The organism is Nocardioides taihuensis, from assembly GCF_042657275.1.
In the GTDB taxonomy this organism is placed as follows: Bacteria; Actinomycetota; Actinomycetes; order Propionibacteriales; family Nocardioidaceae; genus Nocardioides; species Nocardioides taihuensis.
Map to the genome: position 1 here is coordinate 70,717 of NZ_JBHSKD010000027.1, position 20,070 is coordinate 90,786.

Annotated in this window: 21 protein-coding genes; 14 read left to right on the plus strand and 7 right to left on the minus strand. The window is 73.4% G+C overall.

Going from position 1 to position 20,070, the window contains the following annotated elements; genetic code table 11:
• Nucleotides 1–4 precede the first annotated feature (4 nt).
• Genes ACFPGP_RS18365 through ACFPGP_RS18380 form a run of 4 tightly spaced genes read left to right on the plus strand, consistent with a single transcriptional unit; the run spans nt 5 to nt 3,432 of the window.
• Nucleotides 5–1,057: a thiolase domain-containing protein gene (locus ACFPGP_RS18365; RefSeq protein ID WP_378592328.1), complete on the plus strand. Its 1,053-nt coding sequence runs from the start codon at nt 5–7 to the stop codon at nt 1,055–1,057.
• Nucleotides 1,054–2,217 (plus strand): thiolase domain-containing protein, encoded by a 1,164-nt coding sequence (locus ACFPGP_RS18370; protein WP_378592330.1) that lies wholly within the window; start codon nt 1,054–1,056, stop codon nt 2,215–2,217. The genes ACFPGP_RS18365 and ACFPGP_RS18370 overlap by 4 nt, the downstream gene beginning before the upstream one ends.
• A gap of 51 nt (nt 2,218–2,268) precedes the next feature.
• Nucleotides 2,269–3,081: a hypothetical protein gene (locus ACFPGP_RS18375; protein WP_378592332.1), complete on the plus strand. Its 813-nt coding sequence runs from the start codon at nt 2,269–2,271 to the stop codon at nt 3,079–3,081.
• A 9-nt stretch (nt 3,082–3,090) separates the two neighbouring features.
• Nucleotides 3,091–3,432, plus strand: a complete 342-nt coding sequence (locus tag ACFPGP_RS18380; RefSeq protein WP_378592333.1) for a helix-turn-helix domain-containing protein — start codon at nt 3,091–3,093, stop codon at nt 3,430–3,432.
• A gap of 29 nt (nt 3,433–3,461) precedes the next feature.
• Here the strand turns inward: ACFPGP_RS18380 and ACFPGP_RS18385 are convergent, their stop codons facing one another.
• Entirely contained in the window at nt 3,462–4,067 is a 606-nt protein-coding gene (locus ACFPGP_RS18385) for a ClpP family protease (RefSeq protein WP_378592335.1), read from the minus strand.
• Nucleotides 4,064–4,696 carry a ClpP family protease gene (locus tag ACFPGP_RS18390; protein WP_378592337.1) on the minus strand — a complete coding sequence of 211 codons (633 nt, stop codon included), beginning with the start codon at nt 4,694–4,696 and terminating at the stop codon, nt 4,064–4,066. Before ACFPGP_RS18390 ends, ACFPGP_RS18385 begins: the two co-directional genes overlap by 4 nt.
• Nucleotides 4,697–4,787: 91 nt before the next feature.
• Between ACFPGP_RS18390 and map the strand changes: the two genes are divergently transcribed.
• The gene (map, locus tag ACFPGP_RS18395) at nt 4,788–5,555 is read left to right on the plus strand and encodes a type I methionyl aminopeptidase (protein ID WP_378592339.1); all 768 of its coding nucleotides are present in this window, start codon (nt 4,788–4,790) and stop codon (nt 5,553–5,555) included.
• 102 nt (nt 5,556–5,657) lie between these two features.
• A complete protein-coding gene (locus ACFPGP_RS18400) occupies nt 5,658–8,570 on the plus strand; it encodes an AfsR/SARP family transcriptional regulator (RefSeq protein ID WP_378592340.1) in 2,913 nt (970 codons plus the stop codon).
• Nucleotides 8,571–8,578: 8 nt separating this feature from the next.
• Here ACFPGP_RS18400 and ACFPGP_RS18405 read toward each other — a convergent pair whose 3' ends face one another.
• A complete protein-coding gene (locus tag ACFPGP_RS18405; RefSeq protein WP_378592342.1) occupies nt 8,579–9,523 on the minus strand; it encodes a homocysteine S-methyltransferase family protein in 945 nt (314 codons plus the stop codon).
• A gap of 148 nt (nt 9,524–9,671) precedes the next feature.
• Between ACFPGP_RS18405 and ACFPGP_RS18410 the strand changes: the two genes are divergently transcribed.
• The gene (locus ACFPGP_RS18410) at nt 9,672–10,649 is read left to right on the plus strand and encodes an alpha/beta fold hydrolase (protein WP_378592344.1); all 978 of its coding nucleotides are present in this window, start codon (nt 9,672–9,674) and stop codon (nt 10,647–10,649) included.
• 13 nt (nt 10,650–10,662) lie between these two features.
• Nucleotides 10,663–10,869 (plus strand): hypothetical protein, encoded by a 207-nt coding sequence (locus ACFPGP_RS18415; protein ID WP_378592345.1) that lies wholly within the window; start codon nt 10,663–10,665, stop codon nt 10,867–10,869.
• Between the two features lie 66 nt (nt 10,870–10,935).
• Here the strand turns inward: ACFPGP_RS18415 and ACFPGP_RS18420 are convergent, their stop codons facing one another.
• Complete coding sequence (locus ACFPGP_RS18420; protein ID WP_378592347.1) at nt 10,936–12,195, minus strand: cytochrome P450; 1,260 nt, start codon at nt 12,193–12,195, stop codon at nt 10,936–10,938.
• A gap of 111 nt (nt 12,196–12,306) precedes the next feature.
• Between ACFPGP_RS18420 and ACFPGP_RS18425 the strand changes: the two genes are divergently transcribed.
• Complete coding sequence (locus ACFPGP_RS18425; protein ID WP_378592349.1) at nt 12,307–13,470, plus strand: steroid 3-ketoacyl-CoA thiolase; 1,164 nt, start codon at nt 12,307–12,309, stop codon at nt 13,468–13,470.
• Between the two features lie 7 nt (nt 13,471–13,477).
• On the opposite strand, the gene ACFPGP_RS18430 is transcribed toward ACFPGP_RS18425, so the two are convergent.
• Together ACFPGP_RS18430 and ACFPGP_RS18435 are read right to left on the minus strand one after the other, a co-directional pair.
• Nucleotides 13,478–14,356: an SDR family oxidoreductase gene (locus ACFPGP_RS18430; protein WP_378592350.1), complete on the minus strand. Its 879-nt coding sequence runs from the start codon at nt 14,354–14,356 to the stop codon at nt 13,478–13,480.
• 8 nt (nt 14,357–14,364) lie between these two features.
• Nucleotides 14,365–15,108, minus strand: a complete 744-nt coding sequence (locus ACFPGP_RS18435) for an SDR family oxidoreductase (protein WP_378592352.1) — start codon at nt 15,106–15,108, stop codon at nt 14,365–14,367.
• A 39-nt stretch (nt 15,109–15,147) separates the two neighbouring features.
• On the opposite strand from ACFPGP_RS18435, the gene ACFPGP_RS18440 reads away from it, so the two are divergent.
• Genes ACFPGP_RS18440 through ACFPGP_RS18455 form a run of 4 tightly spaced genes read left to right on the plus strand, consistent with a single transcriptional unit; the run spans nt 15,148 to nt 18,647 of the window.
• Nucleotides 15,148–15,903 carry an enoyl-CoA hydratase family protein gene (locus tag ACFPGP_RS18440; protein WP_378592353.1) on the plus strand — a complete coding sequence of 252 codons (756 nt, stop codon included), beginning with the start codon at nt 15,148–15,150 and terminating at the stop codon, nt 15,901–15,903.
• Complete coding sequence (locus ACFPGP_RS18445; protein WP_378592355.1) at nt 15,900–16,793, plus strand: CoA transferase subunit A; 894 nt, start codon at nt 15,900–15,902, stop codon at nt 16,791–16,793. Before ACFPGP_RS18440 ends, ACFPGP_RS18445 begins: the two co-directional genes overlap by 4 nt.
• The gene (locus ACFPGP_RS18450) at nt 16,790–17,584 is read left to right on the plus strand and encodes a CoA-transferase subunit beta (RefSeq protein WP_378592356.1); all 795 of its coding nucleotides are present in this window, start codon (nt 16,790–16,792) and stop codon (nt 17,582–17,584) included. Before ACFPGP_RS18445 ends, ACFPGP_RS18450 begins: the two co-directional genes overlap by 4 nt.
• Complete coding sequence (locus tag ACFPGP_RS18455) at nt 17,577–18,647, plus strand: NAD(P)H-dependent flavin oxidoreductase (RefSeq protein ID WP_378592358.1); 1,071 nt, start codon at nt 17,577–17,579, stop codon at nt 18,645–18,647. The genes ACFPGP_RS18450 and ACFPGP_RS18455 overlap by 8 nt, the downstream gene beginning before the upstream one ends.
• On the opposite strand, the gene ACFPGP_RS18460 is transcribed toward ACFPGP_RS18455, so the two are convergent.
• Complete coding sequence (locus ACFPGP_RS18460; protein ID WP_378592360.1) at nt 18,637–19,629, minus strand: GNAT family N-acetyltransferase; 993 nt, start codon at nt 19,627–19,629, stop codon at nt 18,637–18,639. The genes ACFPGP_RS18455 and ACFPGP_RS18460 overlap by 11 nt on opposite strands.
• Before the next feature lie 79 nt (nt 19,630–19,708).
• On the opposite strand from ACFPGP_RS18460, the gene ACFPGP_RS18465 reads away from it, so the two are divergent.
• The gene (locus tag ACFPGP_RS18465) at nt 19,709–20,056 is read left to right on the plus strand and encodes a hypothetical protein (protein WP_378592361.1); all 348 of its coding nucleotides are present in this window, start codon (nt 19,709–19,711) and stop codon (nt 20,054–20,056) included.
• The last annotated feature ends 14 nt before the right edge of the window (nt 20,057–20,070 follow it).

Sequence of the window (20,070 nt, forward strand, 5' to 3'; positions counted from 1 at the left end):
CCAGATGAGAGACGTCGCCGTCGTCGGGTTCGCCCAGCGACAGATGAGCGAGTTCGACGGGTCGCCCACGTGCGTGGAGCTGCTCGTGCCGATCTTCGCGGAGTGCTACGAGCAGACCGGCTTCACCCGCCAGGACATCGGCTTCTGGTGCTCGGGGTCCTCCGACTACCTCGCCGGGCGGTCGTTCTCGTTCGTGTCCGCGGTCGACGCGATCGGCGCGATCCCCCCGGTCAACGAGTCGCACGTCGAGATGGACGCCGCGTGGGCGCTCTACGAGGCCTGGCTGAAGATCCAGACCGGCGAGGTCGACACCGCTCTCGTCTACGGCTTCGGCAAGTCGTCGGCCGGCGTGCTGCGGCGCACGCTCGCGATGCAGCTCGACCCCTACACGATGACGCCGCTGTGGCCCGACACCGTGTCGCTGGCCGGCCTGCAGGCCCGGGTCGGCATCGACGCCGGCCGGTGGGACGAGCGGGCGATGGCCGAGGTGGTGAACCGCTCCCTCACCGACGCGGAGAAGAACGAGCACGCCGTGCGCCAGGGCGGCTCGTCGGTCGAGGAGCTGCTCGCCCGGCCGCTGTACGCCGACCCGCTGCGCAAGCACGACTGCGCCCCGGTCACCGACGGCGCGGCCGCCGTCGTGCTCGCCGCCGGTGACCGCGCCCGCGACGCCGCGGACCGTCCGGCGTGGATCACCGGCATCGCGCACTCCGTCGACGCGATCAGCATCGGCACCCGCGACCTCACCCGGGCGCCGTCCGTGCAGCGGGCCGCGGCCGGCCTCGACCTCGGGGACGTCGAGGTCGCCGAGCTGCACGCGCCGTTCAGCCACCAGGAGCTGGTGCTGCGCAGCGAGCTGGGGCTGCGCGACGACGTCCGGGTCAACCCCTCGGGCGGTCCGCTGTCGGGCAACCCGATGTTCACCGGGGGCCTGGTCCGGATCGGCGAGGCCGCCCGCCGCGTCTGGGACGGCAGCGCGTCGCGGGTGGTGGGCCACGCGACCAGCGGCCCGGCCCTCCAGCAGAACCTCGTGTGCACGATGGGAGCCTCCGCATGAGCAAGACCCCCGCCGCGGTGATCGGGATCGGGCAGACCCACCACCGGGCCAAGCGCGAGGACGTCTCCATGGCCGGCCTGTGCCGGGAGGCGATCGACCGGGCGCTCGAGGACGCCGGGATGACCTTCGACGAGATCGACGCGGTCGTGGTGGGCAAGGCCCCCGACCTCTTCGAGGGCGTGATGATGCCCGAGCTCTTCCTGGCCGAGGCGCTCGGCGCCGTCGGCAAGCCCCTGCTGCGGGTGCACACGGCCGGCTCGGTCGGCGGTTCGACCGCGATCGTCGCCTCGTCGCTGGTGCAGGCCGGCGTGCACGCGCGGGTGCTGACGGTCGCCTTCGAGAAGCAGTCGGAGTCCAACGCGATGTGGGCGCTGTCGGTGCCCGTGCCCTTCAGCATGCCGGTGCACGCCGGCGCGGGCGGCTACTTCGCGCCGCACGTGCGCTCGTACATCCGCCGCTCCGGCGCACCGACCCACGTCGGCGCGATCGTCGCCGCCAAGGACCGGCAGAACGCGCTCAAGAACCCCTACGCCCACCTGCGCAACCCCGACACCACCGTCGAGTCGGTGCTGGCCTCGCAGATGCTGTGGGACCCGATCCGCTACGACGAGACCTGCCCGTCCTCCGACGGCGCCTGCGCGCTGGTGATCGCGAGCGAGGACGTCGCCCGCGGCGCCGACTCCCCCGCCTGGATCCACGGCACGGTGATGCGCTCCGAGCCCACCACGGCTGCCGAGCGCGACCAGGTCAACCCGCAGGCCGGCCGCGACGCCGCGGCCGCGCTCTGGGAGCAGGCCGGCATCACCGACCCGCTGGCCGAGATCGACGCGGCCGAGATCTACGTGCCGTTCTCGTGGTTCGAGCCGATGTGGCTGGAGAACCTCGGCTTCACGCCCGAGGGCGAGGGATGGAAGCTCACCGAGTCGGGCGGGACGGCGATGGACGGCGTGCTGCCGGTCAACTGCTCCGGCGGCGTGCTGTCGTCCAACCCGATCGGGGCGTCGGGGATGCTGCGCTTCGCCGAGGCGGCGCTGCAGGTGCGCGGCCGGGCCGGCGAGCACCAGGTCGACGGCGTGCGCCGGGCGCTCGGGCACGCCTACGGCGGCGGTTCGCAGTTCTTCTCGATGTGGGTCGTGGGCGCGGAGCCGCTCGCGAGCTGACCACCGGCCCGGGCCTTGTACGTCGCCCTCCGGACCGAGCACCATGGCGGGATGAGTGACTCCGTCGCTGCCGACCCCGACGAGCACCTGACCGACGGCTGGGAGCCCGACGCCCCCGAGACCGACACGGTGGTGCGCCAGTGCGTGCTGGCCCATGCCGACTGGGCGACGATCGCCGCCGAGGCCAAGGGCCGCCCGTGGCGGCGCACCGACCGCTGGGCGGGTGCGTACGCCGGTGACCGCGGCGCCTTCACCAACATGGTCATCCTGCTCCGCCCGCCGCGCGGCGAGGACGACCTGGCCGAGGTGCTCGGTGAGGTCGCCGACCTGGTGCCCGCGCCGGCGCCGTACCTCCTGCTGAGCCCGTTCCCGACCCCCGACCTGACCAGCCACGGCCTCGCCCGCGTGGGTCACCCGCCGCTGATGCTGCGCCCCGCCGGCCCCGGCCCGGCACAGGACGCCGACGTCCGCGAGGTCACCGACGCCGACACCCTGGCCGTCGCCGAGCGTCTGCTCGTCGAGGCCTACCCGATGCCGGAGGCCGAGCCGCTCACGGCCGGCGACGTCCTCTCCCCCGCGCTGCTCGGCGGCCCGATGCGCTTCTGGCTCGGCTACCTCGACGACGAGCCCGTCGCGGTCTCGGCCGCGGTCTGCACCCGCGGCCTCAGCCTGGTCACCTACGTCGCCGCCCTGCCGGCCGCCCGCGGCCGCGGGGTCGGCGGCGGGGTCACCTGGGCAGCGACCCTGGCCGATCCCGAGGGCCCGGCGATCCTCGTGGCCAGCGACGACGGACGGCCGGTCTACGAGCGGCTCGGCTACCTCGCGCTCGAGCGTTGGACCGCGTGGCTGCGGCCGGGAGCGTAATCTCGGCCCATGGGTGACGTCATCGCATTCCCCCGGCCCGACCACGAGCCCGACCACCGCCCCGAGCACCGTCGGGCGCCCGAGCCGGAGCCGCTGTGGCGCGAGGCCGTCGGGCGCGAGCTGCGCGAGGAGCGCCAGGACGCGGGCCGCACCCTCGCGGACGTCGCCGGGACCGCGGGCGTCTCCACGCAGTACCTCTCCGAGGTCGAGCGCGGGCTCAAGGAGCCGAGCTCGGAGGTCCTCGGCGCCGTCGCCGGCGCCCTCGGGCTGCGCCTGGTCGACCTCACGGCCCGGGTCACCCGGCGGATCACCTCCGGCGGGATCTCGGGCCCGGTCTGCCTGGCCGCCTGAGCATCGCCGCCGGACGCCCCGGTGGACGCTCAGCCGACCGGCACCGCCTTGCGGCTGTCGAGCACCGCGTCGGCGATCCCGTAGGCGACCGCCTGCTCGGCGTCGAGCACCAGGTCGCGCTCGGTGTCCTCGCGCAGCCGCTCCACCGGCTGGCCGGTGTGGCGGACCAGGATCTGCTCCATCTCGGCGCGCAGCCGCACGATCTCCTTGGCCTGCAGGGCGAGGTCGGGCAGGGTCCCCTGCCCGCCGCCGGACGGCTGGTGCAGCACCACCCGCGCGTGGGGCAGGACCGTACGCCGACCCGGGTCACCGGCCGCGAGCAGCACCGCCGCCGACGAGCCCGCCTGCCCGACCGCGGTCGTCCCGACCGGCGCCCTGATGAACTGCATGGTGTCGTAGACCGCCAGCATCGCGGTCACCGAGCCACCCGGGCTGTTGAGGTAGAGGTTGATCGGCGCGTCGGGGTTGTCCGACTCGAGGTGCAGCAGCTGCGCGATCACCACGTTGGCCACCCCGTCGTCCACCTCGGTGCCGACGTAGACGATCCGGTCGGTGAGCAGGCGGCTGTAGATGTCGACCGCGCGCTCCCCACGGCTGGTGCGCTCGACGACGCTCGGGATCGTGTAGCTGCTCACCGCGCCCCTCCTGCCAACCCGAACGCCGCACCCGAGCGCTCCGGGGTGACCGAGCGGAGCACCCCGGGGTCGCTCAGCACCTGGTCGACGAAGCCGTACGCCTTCGCCTCCTCGGCGGTGAACCACCTGTCGCGCCGTGCGTCCTGCTCGACCCGCTCCACCGGCTGGCCGGTGTGCTCGGCGATCAGGCCCATCAGCACGTTCTTGGTGTGCTCGAGGTTCTCGGCCTGGATCTCGATGTCGATCGCGGTGCCGCCGATGCCGGCCGAGCCCTGGTGCAGCAGCACCCGGCTGTGCGGCAGCGCGAACCGCTTGCCGGGCGTGCCGGCCGACAGCAGGAACTGGCCCATGCTCGCCGCGAGCCCCATCGCGAGCGTGCTCACGTCGTTGGGCACGAGCCGCATCGTGTCGTAGATGGCGAGCCCGGCGGAGACCGATCCGCCCGGGGAGTTGATGTAGAGGCTGATGTCGCGGTGCGGGTCCTCCGCGGAGAGGAGCAGCAGCTCCGCGCACAGCCGGTTGGCGATCGCGTCGTCGACCTGCTGGCCGAGGACGATGATCCGCTGGTGCAGGAGGCGGGCCGTGAGCTGGTCGTCGAGGGTGCCGGCGTACGTCGGTGGAGTGGTCATGTCCCGAGCGTGACCGGCGCGCGGCCCGGACCCCAGCGGTTCTGCTGCAGGCGGTTCCGCCGTCAGCGGAGGACCCCTCTAGCCTGTCCGCATGATCGAGTACCGCACGCCCGCGCAGATCGAGGAGATGCGTCCCGCCGGCCGCTTCGTCGCCTCGGTGATCACCGCCCTCGCCGAGGCCGCGGACGTCGGTGTCAACCTGCTCGACCTCGACGCCCTGGCGCACCAGATGATCCGCGAGGCGGGCGCGGAGTCCTGCTACATCGACTACCACCCCAGCTTCGGCGCCATGCCCTTCGGCAAGGTGCTGTGCACCTCGGTCAACGACGCGGTGCTGCACGGCCTGCCGCACGACTACCAGCTCCGCGACGGCGACCTGCTCAGCGTCGACTTCGCCGCGTCGGTGGACGGCTGGGTCTCCGACTCGGCGTACAGCCTGGTCGTCGGCACCCCGCGCGAGGAGGACCTGCGGCTGATCGAGGTCACCGGCCGGGCCCTCGAGGCCGGCATCGCCGCGGCCCAGGTCGGCAACAAGCTCGGTGACGTCTCCCACGCGATCGGCTCGGTCGCCCGCGACGCCGGGCTCCGGGTGAACCTCCAGTTCGGCGGGCACGGCGTGGGTCGCACGATGCACGGCGACCCGCACCTCACCAACGACGGCCGCCCCGGCCGCGGCCTCACCCTCAAGCCGGGCCTGGTGGTCGCGATCGAGCCGTGGTTCCTGCACACGACCGACCAGATCTACACCGACGCCGACGGCTGGACGATCCGCTCGGCCGACGGCTCGCGCGGTGCGCACATGGAGCACACCGTCGCCCTCACCACCGACGGCCCGATCGTCCTCACCGCCCGCGACTGACGGTGACCCGCCGTTGGTTGACGGCGGGTCAGCGTCGGTGAGGTGGTGGGCCGCGCGAAATCCCACCCACGTCCGGGCCGGTCGGCGCTACCGTCTGTGCTGATGTGGTTCCGCGTGCTGGGTCCACTCGAGATCGAGGGCGACAACGGACCCCTGGCCCTCCGCGGGGTGCGCCCCCGCGCACTGCTGACTGCGCTCCTCCTGCAGCCGGGCGCACTGGTTCCGTCGAGCCGCCTCGTCGACGCACTCTGGGGTGACCGACCGCCTCGGGAACCCGCAAACGCGCTCCAGCAGGTCGTGGCGCGCGTACGCGCGCGGCTGGGGGACGCGGCGAGCTGCCTGGAGACCCGGGAGGGTGGGTACGCACTCGTCACGCACGATCACACCGTCGATGCTGAGGTCTTCGAGTCGCTGTGCCGCCGAGCGCGGTCACAGGTCGGGAGCGACCCCGAGCAGGCAGGTCGGACCCTCGACGAGGCTCTCGCTCTGTGGCGGGGTCCGGCGTACGGCGAGTTCGGCGAGGGGTTCGCCCTGGTCGCAGCCGCCCGCCTCGCGGAGCTGAGGACCACGGCGCTCGAAGATCGCGCCGAGCTGTTCCTGCGCGCGGGCAGTCCGCTGGAAGCCGTGGCGGCCGCGCAGGAGCTGGTCGCCGCCGAACCGCTGCGAGAACGCCCCGTCGAGCTGCTGATGCGAGCCTTGCACGCCGCGGGCCGGGTGCCCGAGGCCCTCGCGGCCTACGGCCTCCATCGCGCCCGCCTGGCCGACGACCTGGGGCTGGATCCTTCGGCGGGACTGCGCGACCTCGAGATCCGGATCCTGCGCGACGACGTGCCCGACGCGCCATCCGCGCCACCCCTCCCCGGGGGCGGTGGACCGTCCCTGGCTCCCCTGCCGTGGCGCCCGGGTTCGATCATCGGGCGGGACCCGGATCTCGCGACGCTTCTCGCCCTCGTCGGTTCGTCCTCCGTGGTCACGGTGGTCGGCCCCGGCGGGGTCGGCAAGACCCGGCTCGCACTGGAAGCCGCGCACCAGCTCAGGGGCGCGGGTCGGCAGGTCGCGTGGGTCGACTTCACGACCGTCGAGCCGGATCGTCTTGTCGACCTCGTCGCCGAGTCCGCCGGGGTCGTGATGCCCCGCGGCCACGACCCCGTCCGCGCCCTGGCGGTCTCCCTGCGCAACGCGAGCACCGTCGTCTTCCTGGACAACGCCGAGAACGTGCTGGACGCACTGGCGCCCCTCGTCGAGGCGGTGACGGATGCCGCACCGCAGCTGCGGTTCGTGGTGACCTCGCGCGAACGGCTGACCATCGCGGCCGAGGTCGCCCAGGTGCTCGCGCCCCTTCCACTGCCCGAGGGCGACGATCCCGACAACCCCGCCGTCCGCCTGTTCCTCGAGCGGGCCGGCCAGACGCTGGCCGGCACCGACCTGGCCGAGGTGGCGGACCTGTGTCGCCGCCTCGACGGGCTGCCACTGGCCATCGAGCTCGGAGCCGCACGGGCACCGACCTTCGGCGTCCGTGAGCTGCTGGACCAGCTCGGAACCGGCCTCGACCTGCTGTCAGGAGGGCGTCGCACGGCCGCGGCCCGGCACCGGACACTGCGCGCGGTCGTGGACGCCTCGTACGCCCAGCTCGACCCGGACGAGGCAACCCTCTTCGCGCGGCTCGCGGTCTTCCCCGGGTCGTTCCGTCTCGCGCAGGCCCGCTCCGTCGGAGCCGACGACTCGCTCGCCCCCACCAGGGTGGCACACCTCCTCGCACGGCTGGTGGAGCAGTCGCTGGTGCAGGCCGGCGGGGGGCGCTTCTGGCTCCTGGAGACCCTGCGGAGCTACGCCCTGGAGCTGCTCGACCCGCCCGAGCGTCTCTCGCTTCGCGACCGCCACGCCCGCGATGTGGCCGACCGCCTCGCGGAGCTCCGATGGCACGACCGCCCACCGGCCGAGGCGGAGTGCGTCGCGGCGCTCGCCGGCATGACCAGCGACCTGCATCTCGCGTGGGACCATGCCAGCCGGCACGACCGGGGGCTCGCCGTCGAGCTCGCTGCCGCCGTGTACGACTACGCCTACCAGCGTCAGCGCCTCGACCTGCTCGACTGGGGTCGTCAGGTGGCCGGATGGGACGTCGAGCACCCACTGCTCGCCCCGGCGCTCGCGACTGCTGCTGCCGCCGCCTGGGCGGCCGGCGACCTGGACGACGCGCACAGACTCGCCCTGCGCGGCATGGACGTCGCCATGAGCGGTGAGGGAAGTCCCCGGGCGCGGGTGGTCGGTCAGGCCGGAAACCTGGCCATGTTTGCCGGCGACTTCGACCTCGCGGCCGAGCGCTTCCACGAGTCCGCGGAGCTCAGCAGGACAGAGGGCAACCCGCTCGCGGCGTTGATGTGCGAGATCTCCGTGTGCCAAGCCACTGTCTACGGGGGCCGGGGAGCCGCTGCGGCCAGCGCCCTGGCGCAACTCCGCGCCCGGGCGGAGGCCACCGGCAGCCCGAGTGCCGCCGCGTGGGCGCACTTCGTCAGCGGTGAGGCAGCGGCGGAGACCGACGTGCCCGCCGCGCTCGCCGCATACCGTGCCGCAGCCGAGCACGCCCGGCTGGTCGACAACCGCCTGTTCCTCAACCTGGCAAGGAGCTCGTCGGTCGCGCTCGCCGCCCGGGAAGGTCCTCCGGTCGAGGCTCTTGTCGAGTTCGAGCGCGTGATCGCGGAGTGGGACGCCCTCGGCAACGTCGCAGCCCTGTGGTGGGTGCTCATGAACCACGCCATGCTCATCTCCCGGCTCGGGCGCGAGCACGAGGCCGCGCTCCTCATCGGCTCCGTGCTGGCCAACGGCGACCGGCGGTACATGCTGCTGGGGGACGAGGGCCGGTTGTCCGACACGCTCGACCGCCTGCGCGACCGCCTCGCGTCACCGGCCACGGAGACCGCACTGGCCGAGGGCGCGACCCTCCCCATCGACGAGGCTCTGGCACTCGCCCGCCAGGTCGGGCACGACCTCGGCCAGCAGCTCGACAGGGGTCGCTGACCTCTGCCTCAGGTCAGGCAGGCGCGCCGGACAGCGTCGATGTGCCGAGTGTCGGTCCCGCAGCATCCCCCCAGGACCGTCAGCTGCGGCAGGCGCTCCCGGAGCCGGGCGTACCACGCACCGAAGTCCTCGATGTCCCCGATGTCGAGCGTGTCGGCCTCGTCGAGCTCCGCGTGGCTCATCGTCGAGGCGTTGGCGCGCAGCCCCCGCACCCGGGCGTTCCACTCCCGCCCCGCGACGAGGGTCGGTGCGACGTGGCTCGGGTGGGCGCAGTTGACCATGTAGTAGGCAGGCGCCGCTCCCGTCGCCTCGTCGACCACGCGCACCGCTTCCGCGAGCGCCTCTCCTGACGGGAGCCGCCCGTCGGTCTCCACGGTGAAGGAGATGACGCTGGGCAGCCCGTGCGCCTCGGCGGCACGGGCGATGCCCACGGCCTCCCCGCTGTGGGTCATCGTGATGGCGGTGACCAGCTGGGCGTCCGTGCCGCAGAAGCTGGCGATCTGCTCGGAGTGGTAGTCCTCGGACTGTGTGGCGCTCATCAGGCTTTCGGGCTGGTATCCGTCTCCGCGCGGCCCGAGACAACCGCTGATCACGACGGGAGCCGTGAGCGGACCCCGCTCGGCTCGCAGCTCGGCGAGCAGCGCGACCGCCTCCCGGTTGGCGTCCGCGAGCGCCTCGCGGGAGTACCCGAGCAGGGCGCCCCACCCAGGACTGGCGCGCCAGGTGGCGGTCTCGAGCACCAGCCCGGTGGCGGTGGCTTGGGCCAGGTCGAGGTAGGAGTCGAAGTAGCGGCGCAGGGCGCTCCGCCCGGCCGCGTGCTGGAGCAGCACGAAGGCTGCGAACTCGGGCAGGTCCACGCCGTGGTGGTGGATCAGCGTGGTCTCGATGCCGCCGTCGGTCAGGAAGACCTGGTCCCCGAGCTGGGGTAGGGCGGCGGCGCTGGTGGTGGTCATGTCATCTCCTCGTTCGGTCGGGAGGACGAGGCTGCCGCGGCGACCTGACGCGCGCCTGACACCGCGAGGCACACAGCGTCATCGCCGTGTCAGGGCAGCCGCGCACGCTCGGGACCCGAACACACACACCGACGAAAGGACGACTCACGTGTCGCACCTCCAGCATGCCGTCTCGATCGACGGCACCCGCATCGCCTACCGCTCGACCGGCGCCGGCCCGCCGCTGGTGATGGTGCACGGCGCCACCGCGGACCACACCGCACTGTCGCTGGTGGTCCCCCTGCTCGAACCACACTTCGCCGTCCACGTCCTCGACCGACGCGGCCGAGGACACAGCGGCGACGCACCGACGTACGACATCACGTTGGAGTACGCGGACGTCGCGGCCGTCGTCGACGCTGTCGCCGCCCGCTCAGGTAGGTCCGTCAGCCTGTACGGCCACTCCTACGGCGCGGTCTGCGCGCTCGGGGCCGCCAGGCTGAGCGATCACGTGGAGCAGCTCCTGCTCTACGAGCCCGGCTACGGCAGCGTCCTGGACGACGTCGACCGCCTCGTGGAGCGACTCGACGCCCTCGTGGCGACAGGGCACCCGGACCGGGCGCTGGAGCACTTCTACCGCGCCGGGGTCGGCATGACGGCCGACGAGGTGGCGGCGATGCGCGGCCAGCCGAGCTGGGACGCCCGGGTGAGGACGACCCCGACCCTGGGCCGTGAGCTCCGGACCGTGGCACGTCTCGCCTTCGACCCGGAGGAGCACCGCGACATCGACGTCCCGACTGTGCTGCTCCTCGGAGGGGCAAGCACGTCCGGCCAGAAGGCCGTGGTCGCCCAGGTGGCCGCGGGACTGCGCCGCAGCTCCGTGATCACCCTGCCCGGACAGGCGCACGCCGCCCAGGTCACCGCGCCACACCTCCTCGCCGAGGCGGTGGTCGGCCACCTCCCTGCTGACGCACCGACACCGTCAGAAGACCCACGAGCCCACCAACCCAGGAGTACCCATGAAGCACCGCCCCACCACCCGTCGTCCCTCCGTGGTCGCGCTCTGCGCCAGTACCGCCCTGGCGGCCACCGTCCTGACCGCGTCGGCTTCCCTGGCCGGGCCCGCCGCCGCCGAGGCCGCGCCTGACGGGCTGACCCAGGTGCGTGCGCTGTGCCTGGCCGGCGGGGGGACCTTCCACCTCGCCCGGTTCGGCGGCTGGCGCTGCCAGGATGCGACTCTCGACGGCATGGGCACCTTCTGGGCGGAGCGAACGGTCTGCGAACAGGTCGCCCACCGGTCCTTCGCCGTGGCGCCCGACCCGACCTCGGGACGGGGAACCTGGCTCTGCCTGCCGGTCGGCGACTGAACCCGGGTCACGCTGACCCGCCGTTGGTTGACGGCGGGTCAGCGTTGGCGTGGTGGTGGACGCCGGTCAGCGGTACTTGACCTGGAGCTCCTTGATGCCGTTGATCCACCCGGAGCGCAGGCGCCGCGGCTCGGCCACCTTGGTGATGTCGGGCGCGAAGTCCGCGAGCGCGTGGAACATCAGCCGCACCTCCTGGCGGGCCAGGTTGGCGCCGATGCAGTAGTGCGCCCCGTGTCCACCGAAGGCGACGTGGGGGTTGGGGTCGCGGGTGATGTCGAAGGTGTAGGGGTCGTCGAAGACGTCCTCGTCGAAGTTGGCGCTGGCGTAGAACAGGCCGACGCGCTGGCCCTTCGCGACCGGGACGCCGCCCACCTCGACGTCGTGGAGCGCGGTGCGCTGGAAGGCGCTCACCGGCGTCGCCCAGCGGATCACCTCGTCGACCATGGTCTCCGGGCGCTCGCGCTTCCACAGCTCCCACTGGTCGGGGTGGTCGAGGAAGGCGTTCATGCCGTGCGTGATCGCGTTGCGCGTGGTCTCGTTGCCGGCCACGGTCAGGATGATCACGAAGTAGCCGAACTCGTCGTCGTTGAGTCCGCGGCCCTCCTTGTCGGCGTGGACGAGCTTGGTGACGATGTCGTCGCGCGGGTTCGCCTTGCGGTCGGCGGCCAGCATCATCGAGTAGCCGAGGATCTCGGCGGCGGCGACGTCGGGGTCGACCTCGATCTCCGGGTCGTCGTAGGCCAGCATCTGGTTGGACCACTCGAAGAGCTTGCGGCGGTCCTCCTGGGGGACGCCGATGAAGTCGGCGATCGCCTGCAGGGGGAGCTCGCAGGCCACCTCGTCGACGAAGTTGCCCGACCCGCGCTCGACGGCGTCGCGCACGATCTGCTCGGCGCGCTGCTTCATCAGGTCGTCGAGGGTGGCGATGGCGCGCGGGGTGAAGCCCCGGCTGATGATGTGCCGGGTGGCCGTGTGCTCGGGCGGGTCCTGGTTGATCAGCATGACCCGCTGGAACTCGACCATCTCGCGCGTCATGTCCTCCTTGAAGCGGATGATCGCGCCGTTCTCGGCCGTGGAGAAGTCCTTGGAATTCTTGCTGACGGCCGCGACGTCGGCGTGGCGGCTGACGGCCCAGTAGCCGGTGCCGCCCTCCATGCCGGCCCGGGCGCGCGGCTCCTGCTCGATCCAGGTGACCGGCGACGACCGGCGTACGGCGCGGAACTCGTCGTGCGGGATCGAGCGCTCGTTGAGCTCGGGATCGGTGAAGTCGAACCCGGGCGGCAGCACGGGGGCGGTCGGGGTGGCGTCGGGCTCGACAGCGGTCACAGGGCACCTCGTCTGTTACTGGAACGTGTTCTAGTGAGGATGGTGGCATACCGGCGGTCGGTCCGGAAGCCCCCGCTTGCCCAGAATGAGAACGTGTTCTAGTTTCGTGCCATGGGCACCCCGGTCATCGTCGACGCCGTCCGCACCCCGCTCGGCAAGCGCCGGGGCTGGCTGGCCGGCGTACACCCCGCCAACCTGCTCGGCGACGTGCTCACGGCACTGCTCGAGCGCACCGGGCTCGACTCCGACGAGGTCGACCAGGTCATCGGCGGGTGCGTCACCCAGGCCGGTGAGCAGTCCAACGGCATGGTCCGCCGGGCCTGGCTCAACGCGGGTCTCGCGCAGCGCACCGGTGCCACCACGATCGATGCGCAGTGCGGCTCGGGACAGCAGTCGGCGCACCTCGTCAACGACCTCGTCGCGGCCGGCTCGATCGACGTCGGCATCGCCTGCGGCATCGAGTCGATGAGCCGGATCCCGCTGGGTGGCAACGTGCCGCCGGGGCTGGGGAACCCGCGCCCTGACGGCTGGACGATCGACATGCCCGACCAGTTCGGGGGCGCCGACCGCATCGCCCGCAACCGCGGCCTGACCCGCGCCGACCTCGACGCCTTCGGCCTCTCCTCGCAGGTCCGGGCGCGGGTGGCGGTGGACGAGGGGCGCTTCAAGCGCGAGATCGCGCCCGTCACCGCGCCGGTGCTCGACGCCGGGGGGCAGCCGACCGGTGGGACACACGTGGTCGAGGCCGACCAGGGCCTGCGCGACACCACCCTCGAGGGCCTCGCCGGGCTGAAGCCGGTGCTCGAGGGCGGCCTGCACACCGCCGGCACGTCCTCCCAGATCTCCGACGGGGCCTCGGCGGTGCTGATCATGGACGAGGACAAGGCACGCTCCCTCGGGCTCACGCCACGGGCCCGGATCACCCAGCACTGCCTGGTCGGCTCCGACCCCTACTACCACCTCGACGGCCCGGTCGACGCGACGTACCGGCTGCTCGGGCGCACCGGTCGCACCATCGGCGACTTCGACCTCTTCGAGGTCAACGAGGCCTTCGCCTCGGTCGTGCTGTCGTGGGCGCAGGTGCACGAGGTCGACCTCGACCTGGTCAACGTCAACGGCGGCGCCATCGCCCTCGGCCACCCCGTCGGCTCCACCGGCACCCGCCTGATCACCACCGCCCTGCACGAGCTCGAGCGCCGCGACGCCGCCACCGCCCTGCTCTCGATGTGCGCCGGCGGCGCGATGGCCACCGGCACCATCCTCGAGCGGGTCTAGGTGCCCGTCACGCCCCGTACACCGCCTCCGGCGCCGGCGCCCGGGCGACCAGGGCGCGGAGGACGTCGCCGACGTCGGCGGCGTCCCAGCGGCCGGGGCGGGTGGCGCGGGGGCCGTGGGTCCAGCCCTGCTCGAGGCAGATCGTGCCGCCCTCGATCTCGATCACGCGGCCGGTGATGTCGCCGGACTGCTCCGAGGCGAGCCAGGCGACGACCGGGGAGTTGTCGGCCGGGTCGGGGAGGTCGGCGCCGAAGACGCCCTCGGTCATCCGGGTGCGGGCGACAGGCGCGATCGCGTTCACCGTGACGCCGTAGCGGGCCAGCTCCTCGGCGGCGACCAGGGTGAGCCCGGCGATGCCGGCCTTGGCCGCGGAGTAGGTGGCCTGGCCGACCGAGCCCTGCAGGCCGGCGCCCGAGGAGGTGTTGACCACGCGGGCCGCGCGGGTGTGTCCGGCCTTGGCCTCCTCGCGCCAGTACGCCGCGGCGTGGCGCAGCGGGGCGAAGTGGCCCTTGAGGTGCACCCGCACCACGGCGTCCCACTCCTCCTCGCTGGTGTTGACCAGCATCCGGTCGCGCACGAAGCCCGCGTTGTTCACCAGCACGTCGAGCCCGCCGAAGGTGTCCACCGCCTGCCGAACCAGGGCGGCCGCGGCGTCGAAGTCGGCGACGTCGGCGCCGTTCGCGACCGCCCGGCCGCCTCCGGCCTCGATCAGCGCCACCACCTCGTGCGCGGGCCCCGACGAGACGCCCGACCCGTCGGCCTCGGTGCCGAGGTCGTTGACCACCACCGCGGCGCCGTGCCGGGCGAGCTCCAGCGCGTGCTCGCGGCCGATCCCGCGTCCGGCGCCGGTGACGATCGCGACGCGGCCCTCCAAGAGTCCGGGCATGGTGCTCCTCAGTCGGTGTGCAGGAAGACGGGCGGCTCGCCGCCACCGTCGCAGGCGACGCGCGCCCCGGAGACGTACGACGCCAGGTCGCTCGCCAGGAAGACCGCGACGTGGCCGACCTCGACGGGGTCGGCCATCCGGCCCAGCGGGATGGTGTCCGCGATCGCGGCCACCCGGGCGTCGTCGCCGTAGTGGTCGCCGGTCTGCTCGGTGCGGCAGAGCCCGACGTCGATCGCGTTGACCCGGACCTTCGGCGCCCACTCCACGGCGAGCGAGCGGGTCAGCGCGTCCAGCCCGGCCTTCGCCGCGCCGTACGCCGCGACCGTGGGGGCCGCACGGTGCGCGGCCACCGACGAGATGTTGACGATCGCGCCGCCGGTCGCCTGCTGCTGCATGACGGCGTTGGCGGCCTGGGAGACCAGCAGCGGGCTGAGCAGGTTGAGGCCGACGACCCTCTCGTGGAACCGCGGCGACGCCGTCGCCGCGACCGCGCTGGGCGCTCCCCCGGCGTTGTTGACCACCACGTCGAGCCGACCGTGCCGCGCGACGACCGCCGCCACCAGGTCTTCCACCTGTGCGGGGTCGCGCACGTCGCACACGTGGTGGTCCGCGGCACCCTCGACCTCCGAGCGCGCACAGGTCACGACGTGGGCGCCGGCGGCGCGGAAGGCCTCGGAGATGCCCAGGCCGATGCCGCGCGTGCCACCGGTCACCAGGACCACGCGACCGGAGAGGTCCAGGGCGAGTGTCATGCTGGTACCCTACCAAGCACTTGCTTGGTCAGGAGACACATGCCCATCACATCCGAGCTCCGCCCCGACGGCATCCGCGTGGTGACCGTCGACGCCCCGCCCGTCAACGCGCTGCCCGTGCAGGGCTGGTTCGACCTCGCCGCGGCGCTCGACGAGGCCGGCGCCGACCCCCTGACCCGCGTGGTCGTCCTGCGCGCGGAGGGCCGCGGCTTCAACGCCGGCGTCGACATCAAGGAGATGCAGCACACCGACGGCTTCGACGCCCTGCTCGGCGCCAACCGCGGCTGCTTCGCGGCGTTCAAGGCGGTCTACGAGTGCGCGGTGCCGGTGGTCGCCGCGGTGCAGGGCTTCTGCCTCGGCGGCGGCGTCGGCCTGGTCGGCAACGCCGACTGCGTCGTGGCCAGCGACGACGCCTACCTCGGTGTCCCCGAGGTCGACCGGGGCGCCCTCGGTGCCGCGACGCACCTGGCCCGGATGGTGCCGCCCCACCTGATGCGCACCCTCTACCTCACCGGCCGCACCATCAGCGCGGCCGACCTCGTGCCGCACGGCTCGGTGCTCGAGGTGGTCCCGCGCGAGCGGCTCGACGGGGCCGCGCTCGCCGTCGCCGGCGAGATCGCCGCCAAGGACCCGCGCGTCATCCGCGCCGCCAAGGAGGCGCTCAACGGCATCGACCCCGTCGACGTCAACCGCAGCTACCGGTTCGAGCAGGGCTTCACCTTCGAGCTCAACCTCGCCGGCGTCAGCGACGAGCTCCGCGACCGGTTCGCCGGCACCGACAAGGCGCAGCAGTGACCCGCGGTCCCCGCGACAAGCAGATGACGGTCGCCGAGGTGGTCGACAGCCTCGAGGACGGGATGACGATCGGCGTGGGCGGCTGGGGCCCGCGGCGCAAGCCGATGGCGCTGGTCCGCGCGATCCTCCGCTCCGACCTGCGCGACCTGACGCTGGTCTCGTGGGGCGGTGCCGACGTCGGCCTGCTGGCCCGCGCCGGCAAGCTGCGCAAGGTCGTCTACGCCTTCGTCTCGCTCGACTCGGTGCCCCTCGAGCCCAACTTCCAGCGCGCCCGCCAGCAGGGCACGATCCCCGAGGTCGTCGAGCTCGACGAGGGCATGTTCCTCACCGGCCTGCGGGCGGCCGCACAGCGGCTCCCCTTCCTGCCCACCCGCGCGGGCCTCGGCTCCGACGTGATGGTCAACAACCCGTGGCTGCGCACGGTCACCAGCCCGTACGACGGACCCGACGGCGTGCAGGAGGAACTGGTCGCCGTGCCCGCGCTCCACCTCGACGTCGCGCTGGTGCACCTCAACCGCGCCGACGCGCACGGCAACGCGACCTACCTCGGGCCCGACCCCTACTTCGACGACCTGTTCGCGATGGCCGCCGACCGCACCTACCTCTCGTGCGAGCAGGTCGTCGACACGGCCGGCCTCACCGTCGAGGCCCCGGTGCAGCGCCTGCTCATCAGCCGGATGATGGTCGACGGGGTCGTCGAGACCCCGCACGGCGCACACTTCACGACGTGCACGCCCGACTACGAGCGCGACGAGCGCTTCCAGAAGGCGTACGTCGCCGCGGCCTCCGGCACCGCCGACGAGTGGGCGGCCTTCGAGCAGCGGTTCCTCGCCGGTGACGAGGACGCCTACCAGGCGGCGGTGCGGGCGTTCGCGGAGGAGCAGGCATGAGCGCGAGCACCTCCGACCCGCTCGCCACGTTCACCCGCGCCGAGGTGTGCGCCGCCGCGATCGCGGACGCCTTCGCCGACGACGGCGAGCTGTTCGCCAGCCCGATGGGGCTGCTGCCGACGCTCGGCGTACGGCTGGCGCGGCTGACCAGCAACCCCGACCTGGTGATCTCCGACGGCGAGTCGCTGTTCCTCGCCGGCACTCCCCCGCTCCTCGCGCCCGGCGACGTGGTCGAGGGCTGGATCCCCTTCCGCCGGGTCTTCGACGTCGTCGCGTGGGGCCGGCGGCACGTGATGATGGGCGCCACCCAGGTCGACCGCCACGGCAACCAGAACATCTCCGCCATCGGCGACTTCGCGCGCCCGACCCGGCAGCTGCTCGGCTCGCGCGGCGCGCCCGGCAACACGGTCAACAACCGCACGTCCTACTGGGTGCCCCGCCACTCCCCCCGCGTCTTCGTGGAGCAGGTCGACGTCGTCTCGGGGGTGGGCCCGGCCCGTGCCCGCGAGGCCGGCCCGGCCGCAGAGCGCTTCCACGACGTCCACCGCATCGTCACCGACCTCGCGGTGCTCGACCTCGGCGGCCCCGGCGGGACGGTGCGGCTGTGCAGCGTGCACCCGGGCGTGACCGTCGCCGACGTGCACGCGGCCACGGGCTTCGAGCTCGTCGTCGACGGCTCCGACGCCGACGTGCCGCACACCCGCGAGCCCACGGTCGAGGAGCGGGTGCTGGTCCGCGAGGTGCTCGACCCGCGCGGCCTGCGTCACCGGGAGGTGCCCGCAGGTGCGTGAGCAGACGATCCGCACCGCACTCACCGGCCTCGTCGGGGTGCGGCACCCCGTCGTGCAGACCGGCATGGGCTGGGTGTCGGGGCCCCGGCTGGTCACCGCGACCGCGAACGCCGGTGGGCTGGGCATCCTCGCCAGCGCCACCATGAGCCTCGCCGAGCTCGAGGCCGCGATCCTCGAGGTGCAGGGCCGCACCGACGCGCCGTTCGGGGTCAACCTCCGCGCCGACGCCGGGGACGCCGCGGCCCGCTGCGACCTGCTCGTGCGCCACGGCGTCCGGGTGGCGTCGTTCGCGCTCGCGCCCAGGCCCGAGCTGATCGCCCGGCTCAAGGACGCCGGGATCGTGGTGATCCCCTCGGTCGGGGCCGCGCGGCACGCCGAGAAGGTCGCCGCCTGGGGCGCCGACGCCGTGATGGTGCAGGGCGGCGAGGGTGGCGGACACACGGGCAGCGTGCCGACCTCGCTGCTGCTGCCGACCGTGCTCGACGCGGTGGACATCCCGGTCGTCGCCGCGGGCGGCTACTTCGACGGGCGCGGCCTCGCGGCCGCGCTGGCGTACGGCGCTGCCGGGGTCGGCATGGGCACCCGGTTCCTGCTGACCCGCGACTCGGCGGTGCCGGACGCGGTCAAGCAGCTCTACCTCGCCCACGGGCTCGACGGCACCGTCGTCACCGACAAGGTCGACGGGATGCCGCACCGGATGCTGCGCACCGACCTCGTCGAGGAGCTGCAGGAGCACTCCACCGCGCGCCGCATCGGACCGACGGTGCGCCGCACCGTCGCCTTCAAGCGCGAGAGCGGGATGTCGTGGCTGGCCCTGGCCCGCGACGGCCGGGCGATGCGCAGGACCCAGGGCCGGTCGCTGGCGCAGACCGCGCTCGCCGCCAACACCCCGATGATGCTCAAGGCCGGCCTCGTCGACGGCGACACCGGCGCCGGCGTCCTCGCGAGCGGCCAGGTGGTCGGCGTGATCGACGACCTTCCGAGCTGCGAGGAGCTCATCGACCGCGTCGTCGACCAGGCCGCGGCCGAGCTGCGGCGGGCCGCGGACCTGCTCAGCCGCTGACGCGCAGCTGGAAGACCAGCTCACGCCCGACCGGGCGGTACCCGAGGCGCTCGTTCACGCCGATCATGTGGGTGTTCGACTCGGCGTTCCAGGTGTCGACGGTCGCCAGCTGGGGCTCCTCGTCGGCCAGCCAGCGCAGCAGGTCGGCCTTGAGCAGCAGGCCGAGGCGGTGGCCGCGGTGGTCGCGCGCCACGGCCGTGTCGTGCTGGTAGCAGATCGTCGGCGTCTCCGCGTCGACCACCGCCACCGAGTGGCCGGCGAGCTCCCCGGTGCCGCGGTGCCTTGCCACGACGCGGTAGAGCCTGAACCCGGCCTCCTGCTGGGCGCGCTCGTACCCACGCACCCGGTCGGCGGAGTACTTCTCGTCCTCGAACTCGAGGTCGTCGATCGGCGCGTCGTTGATCGACTCCGTCACCCGGGCCAGGTCGGCCAGCAGGTCGTCGGGCGCGTAGCCGGGGATGCGCAGCAGCTCGTACCCCGCCGCGTGCGGCAGCGACTCGGCGTGGACCGCCTCGACCAGTCCGGGCGGCAGGTCGGCCAGCACCTGGCGGCGCTGGACCTCGCGGGCCTTCTCGGCGAGCCCGGTGGCGGCGGCGAACGCGCGGACCGCCTCGGCGTCCCATCCCGAGGTCGAGAGCAGGCCGCGCCCTATCGCGCGCAGGGTGTCGGTCGCGTGCCCGAGGAGCGCGCGCCCGTGCCCGCGGCGGCGGTGGTCGGGGTGCACGCGGAGGTCGACCCACGCCAGGTCGAGGTTGTCGTGCTCGCTGGTGTTGACGTTGAGCGCGCCGACCGGCACCCCCTCGTCGGTGGCCAGGAAGTACCGGCCCACCTCGCCGTCCCAGCCGTGCCGCATGTCCATCTCGACGCGGTACGGCGTGACGGGGTACAGCCAGGGCGCGTCGACCCGGTGGCAGGCGTCGGCGACCTCGGCGAAGGCGGCGACCGAGGGCGCGTCGTCGGGCCCGAACTCATGGACGTCCACCCGACGAGCATCCCGGTCGGGGTCCGGCGCCGCCACCGGTTTCGCGGCTGCCGCACCGCGGCCGTACCGTGGCACCGACATGACCGAGCAGCAGACCCCCCGCCGGGCCCGCCACCTGATGGACCCGAACGCGCCCCGACGACCGGCACCGGCGACCGGGATGAGCCTGACCCAGGTGCAGAAGTGGGTGATGTCGGTGCTCGCGGCGACGACGATCCTGCACCTGTCAGCAGGGCTGGCCATCGCCGCGATCTACGCCGACGCCGACCGCACCGATGCCCGGATCGGCCTCAACGTGATCGCCGCGGCCTTCGGCGTGATCGCGGTGCTCGTCGCCCGCGGGATCCACGGAGCCCGCCTGCTCACGCCCTGGCTGCTGCTCGGCCTCGTGCCCGGCATCGTGGGCCTCTGGCTGACCTTCCGCTGACCTTCTGCTGACCG

Bases quoted from the DNA above. Each gene is read 5' to 3' on its own strand.
- ACFPGP_RS18425 (WP_378592349.1), top strand. From the start codon at position 12,307: ATGGGCACCCCGGTCATCGTCGACGCCGTCCGCACCCCGCTCGGCAAG.
- ACFPGP_RS18365 (WP_378592328.1), top strand. From the start codon at position 5: ATGAGAGACGTCGCCGTCGTCGGGTTCGCCCAGCGACAGATGAGCGAG.
- ACFPGP_RS18440 (WP_378592353.1), top strand. From the start codon at position 15,148: ATGCCCATCACATCCGAGCTCCGCCCCGACGGCATCCGCGTGGTGACC.
- ACFPGP_RS18370 (WP_378592330.1), top strand. From the start codon at position 1,054: ATGAGCAAGACCCCCGCCGCGGTGATCGGGATCGGGCAGACCCACCAC.
- ACFPGP_RS18435 (WP_378592352.1), bottom strand. From the start codon at position 15,108: ATGACACTCGCCCTGGACCTCTCCGGTCGCGTGGTCCTGGTGACCGGT.
- ACFPGP_RS18430 (WP_378592350.1), bottom strand. From the start codon at position 14,356: ATGCCCGGACTCTTGGAGGGCCGCGTCGCGATCGTCACCGGCGCCGGA.
- ACFPGP_RS18375 (WP_378592332.1), top strand. From the start codon at position 2,269: ATGAGTGACTCCGTCGCTGCCGACCCCGACGAGCACCTGACCGACGGC.
- ACFPGP_RS18400 (WP_378592340.1), top strand. From the start codon at position 5,658: ATGTGGTTCCGCGTGCTGGGTCCACTCGAGATCGAGGGCGACAACGGA.
- ACFPGP_RS18465 (WP_378592361.1), top strand. From the start codon at position 19,709: ATGACCGAGCAGCAGACCCCCCGCCGGGCCCGCCACCTGATGGACCCG.
- ACFPGP_RS18450 (WP_378592356.1), top strand. From the start codon at position 16,790: ATGAGCGCGAGCACCTCCGACCCGCTCGCCACGTTCACCCGCGCCGAG.
- ACFPGP_RS18405 (WP_378592342.1), bottom strand. From the start codon at position 9,523: ATGACCACCACCAGCGCCGCCGCCCTACCCCAGCTCGGGGACCAGGTC.
- map (WP_378592339.1), top strand. From the start codon at position 4,788: ATGATCGAGTACCGCACGCCCGCGCAGATCGAGGAGATGCGTCCCGCC.
- ACFPGP_RS18380 (WP_378592333.1), top strand. From the start codon at position 3,091: ATGGGTGACGTCATCGCATTCCCCCGGCCCGACCACGAGCCCGACCAC.
- ACFPGP_RS18390 (WP_378592337.1), bottom strand. From the start codon at position 4,696: ATGACCACTCCACCGACGTACGCCGGCACCCTCGACGACCAGCTCACG.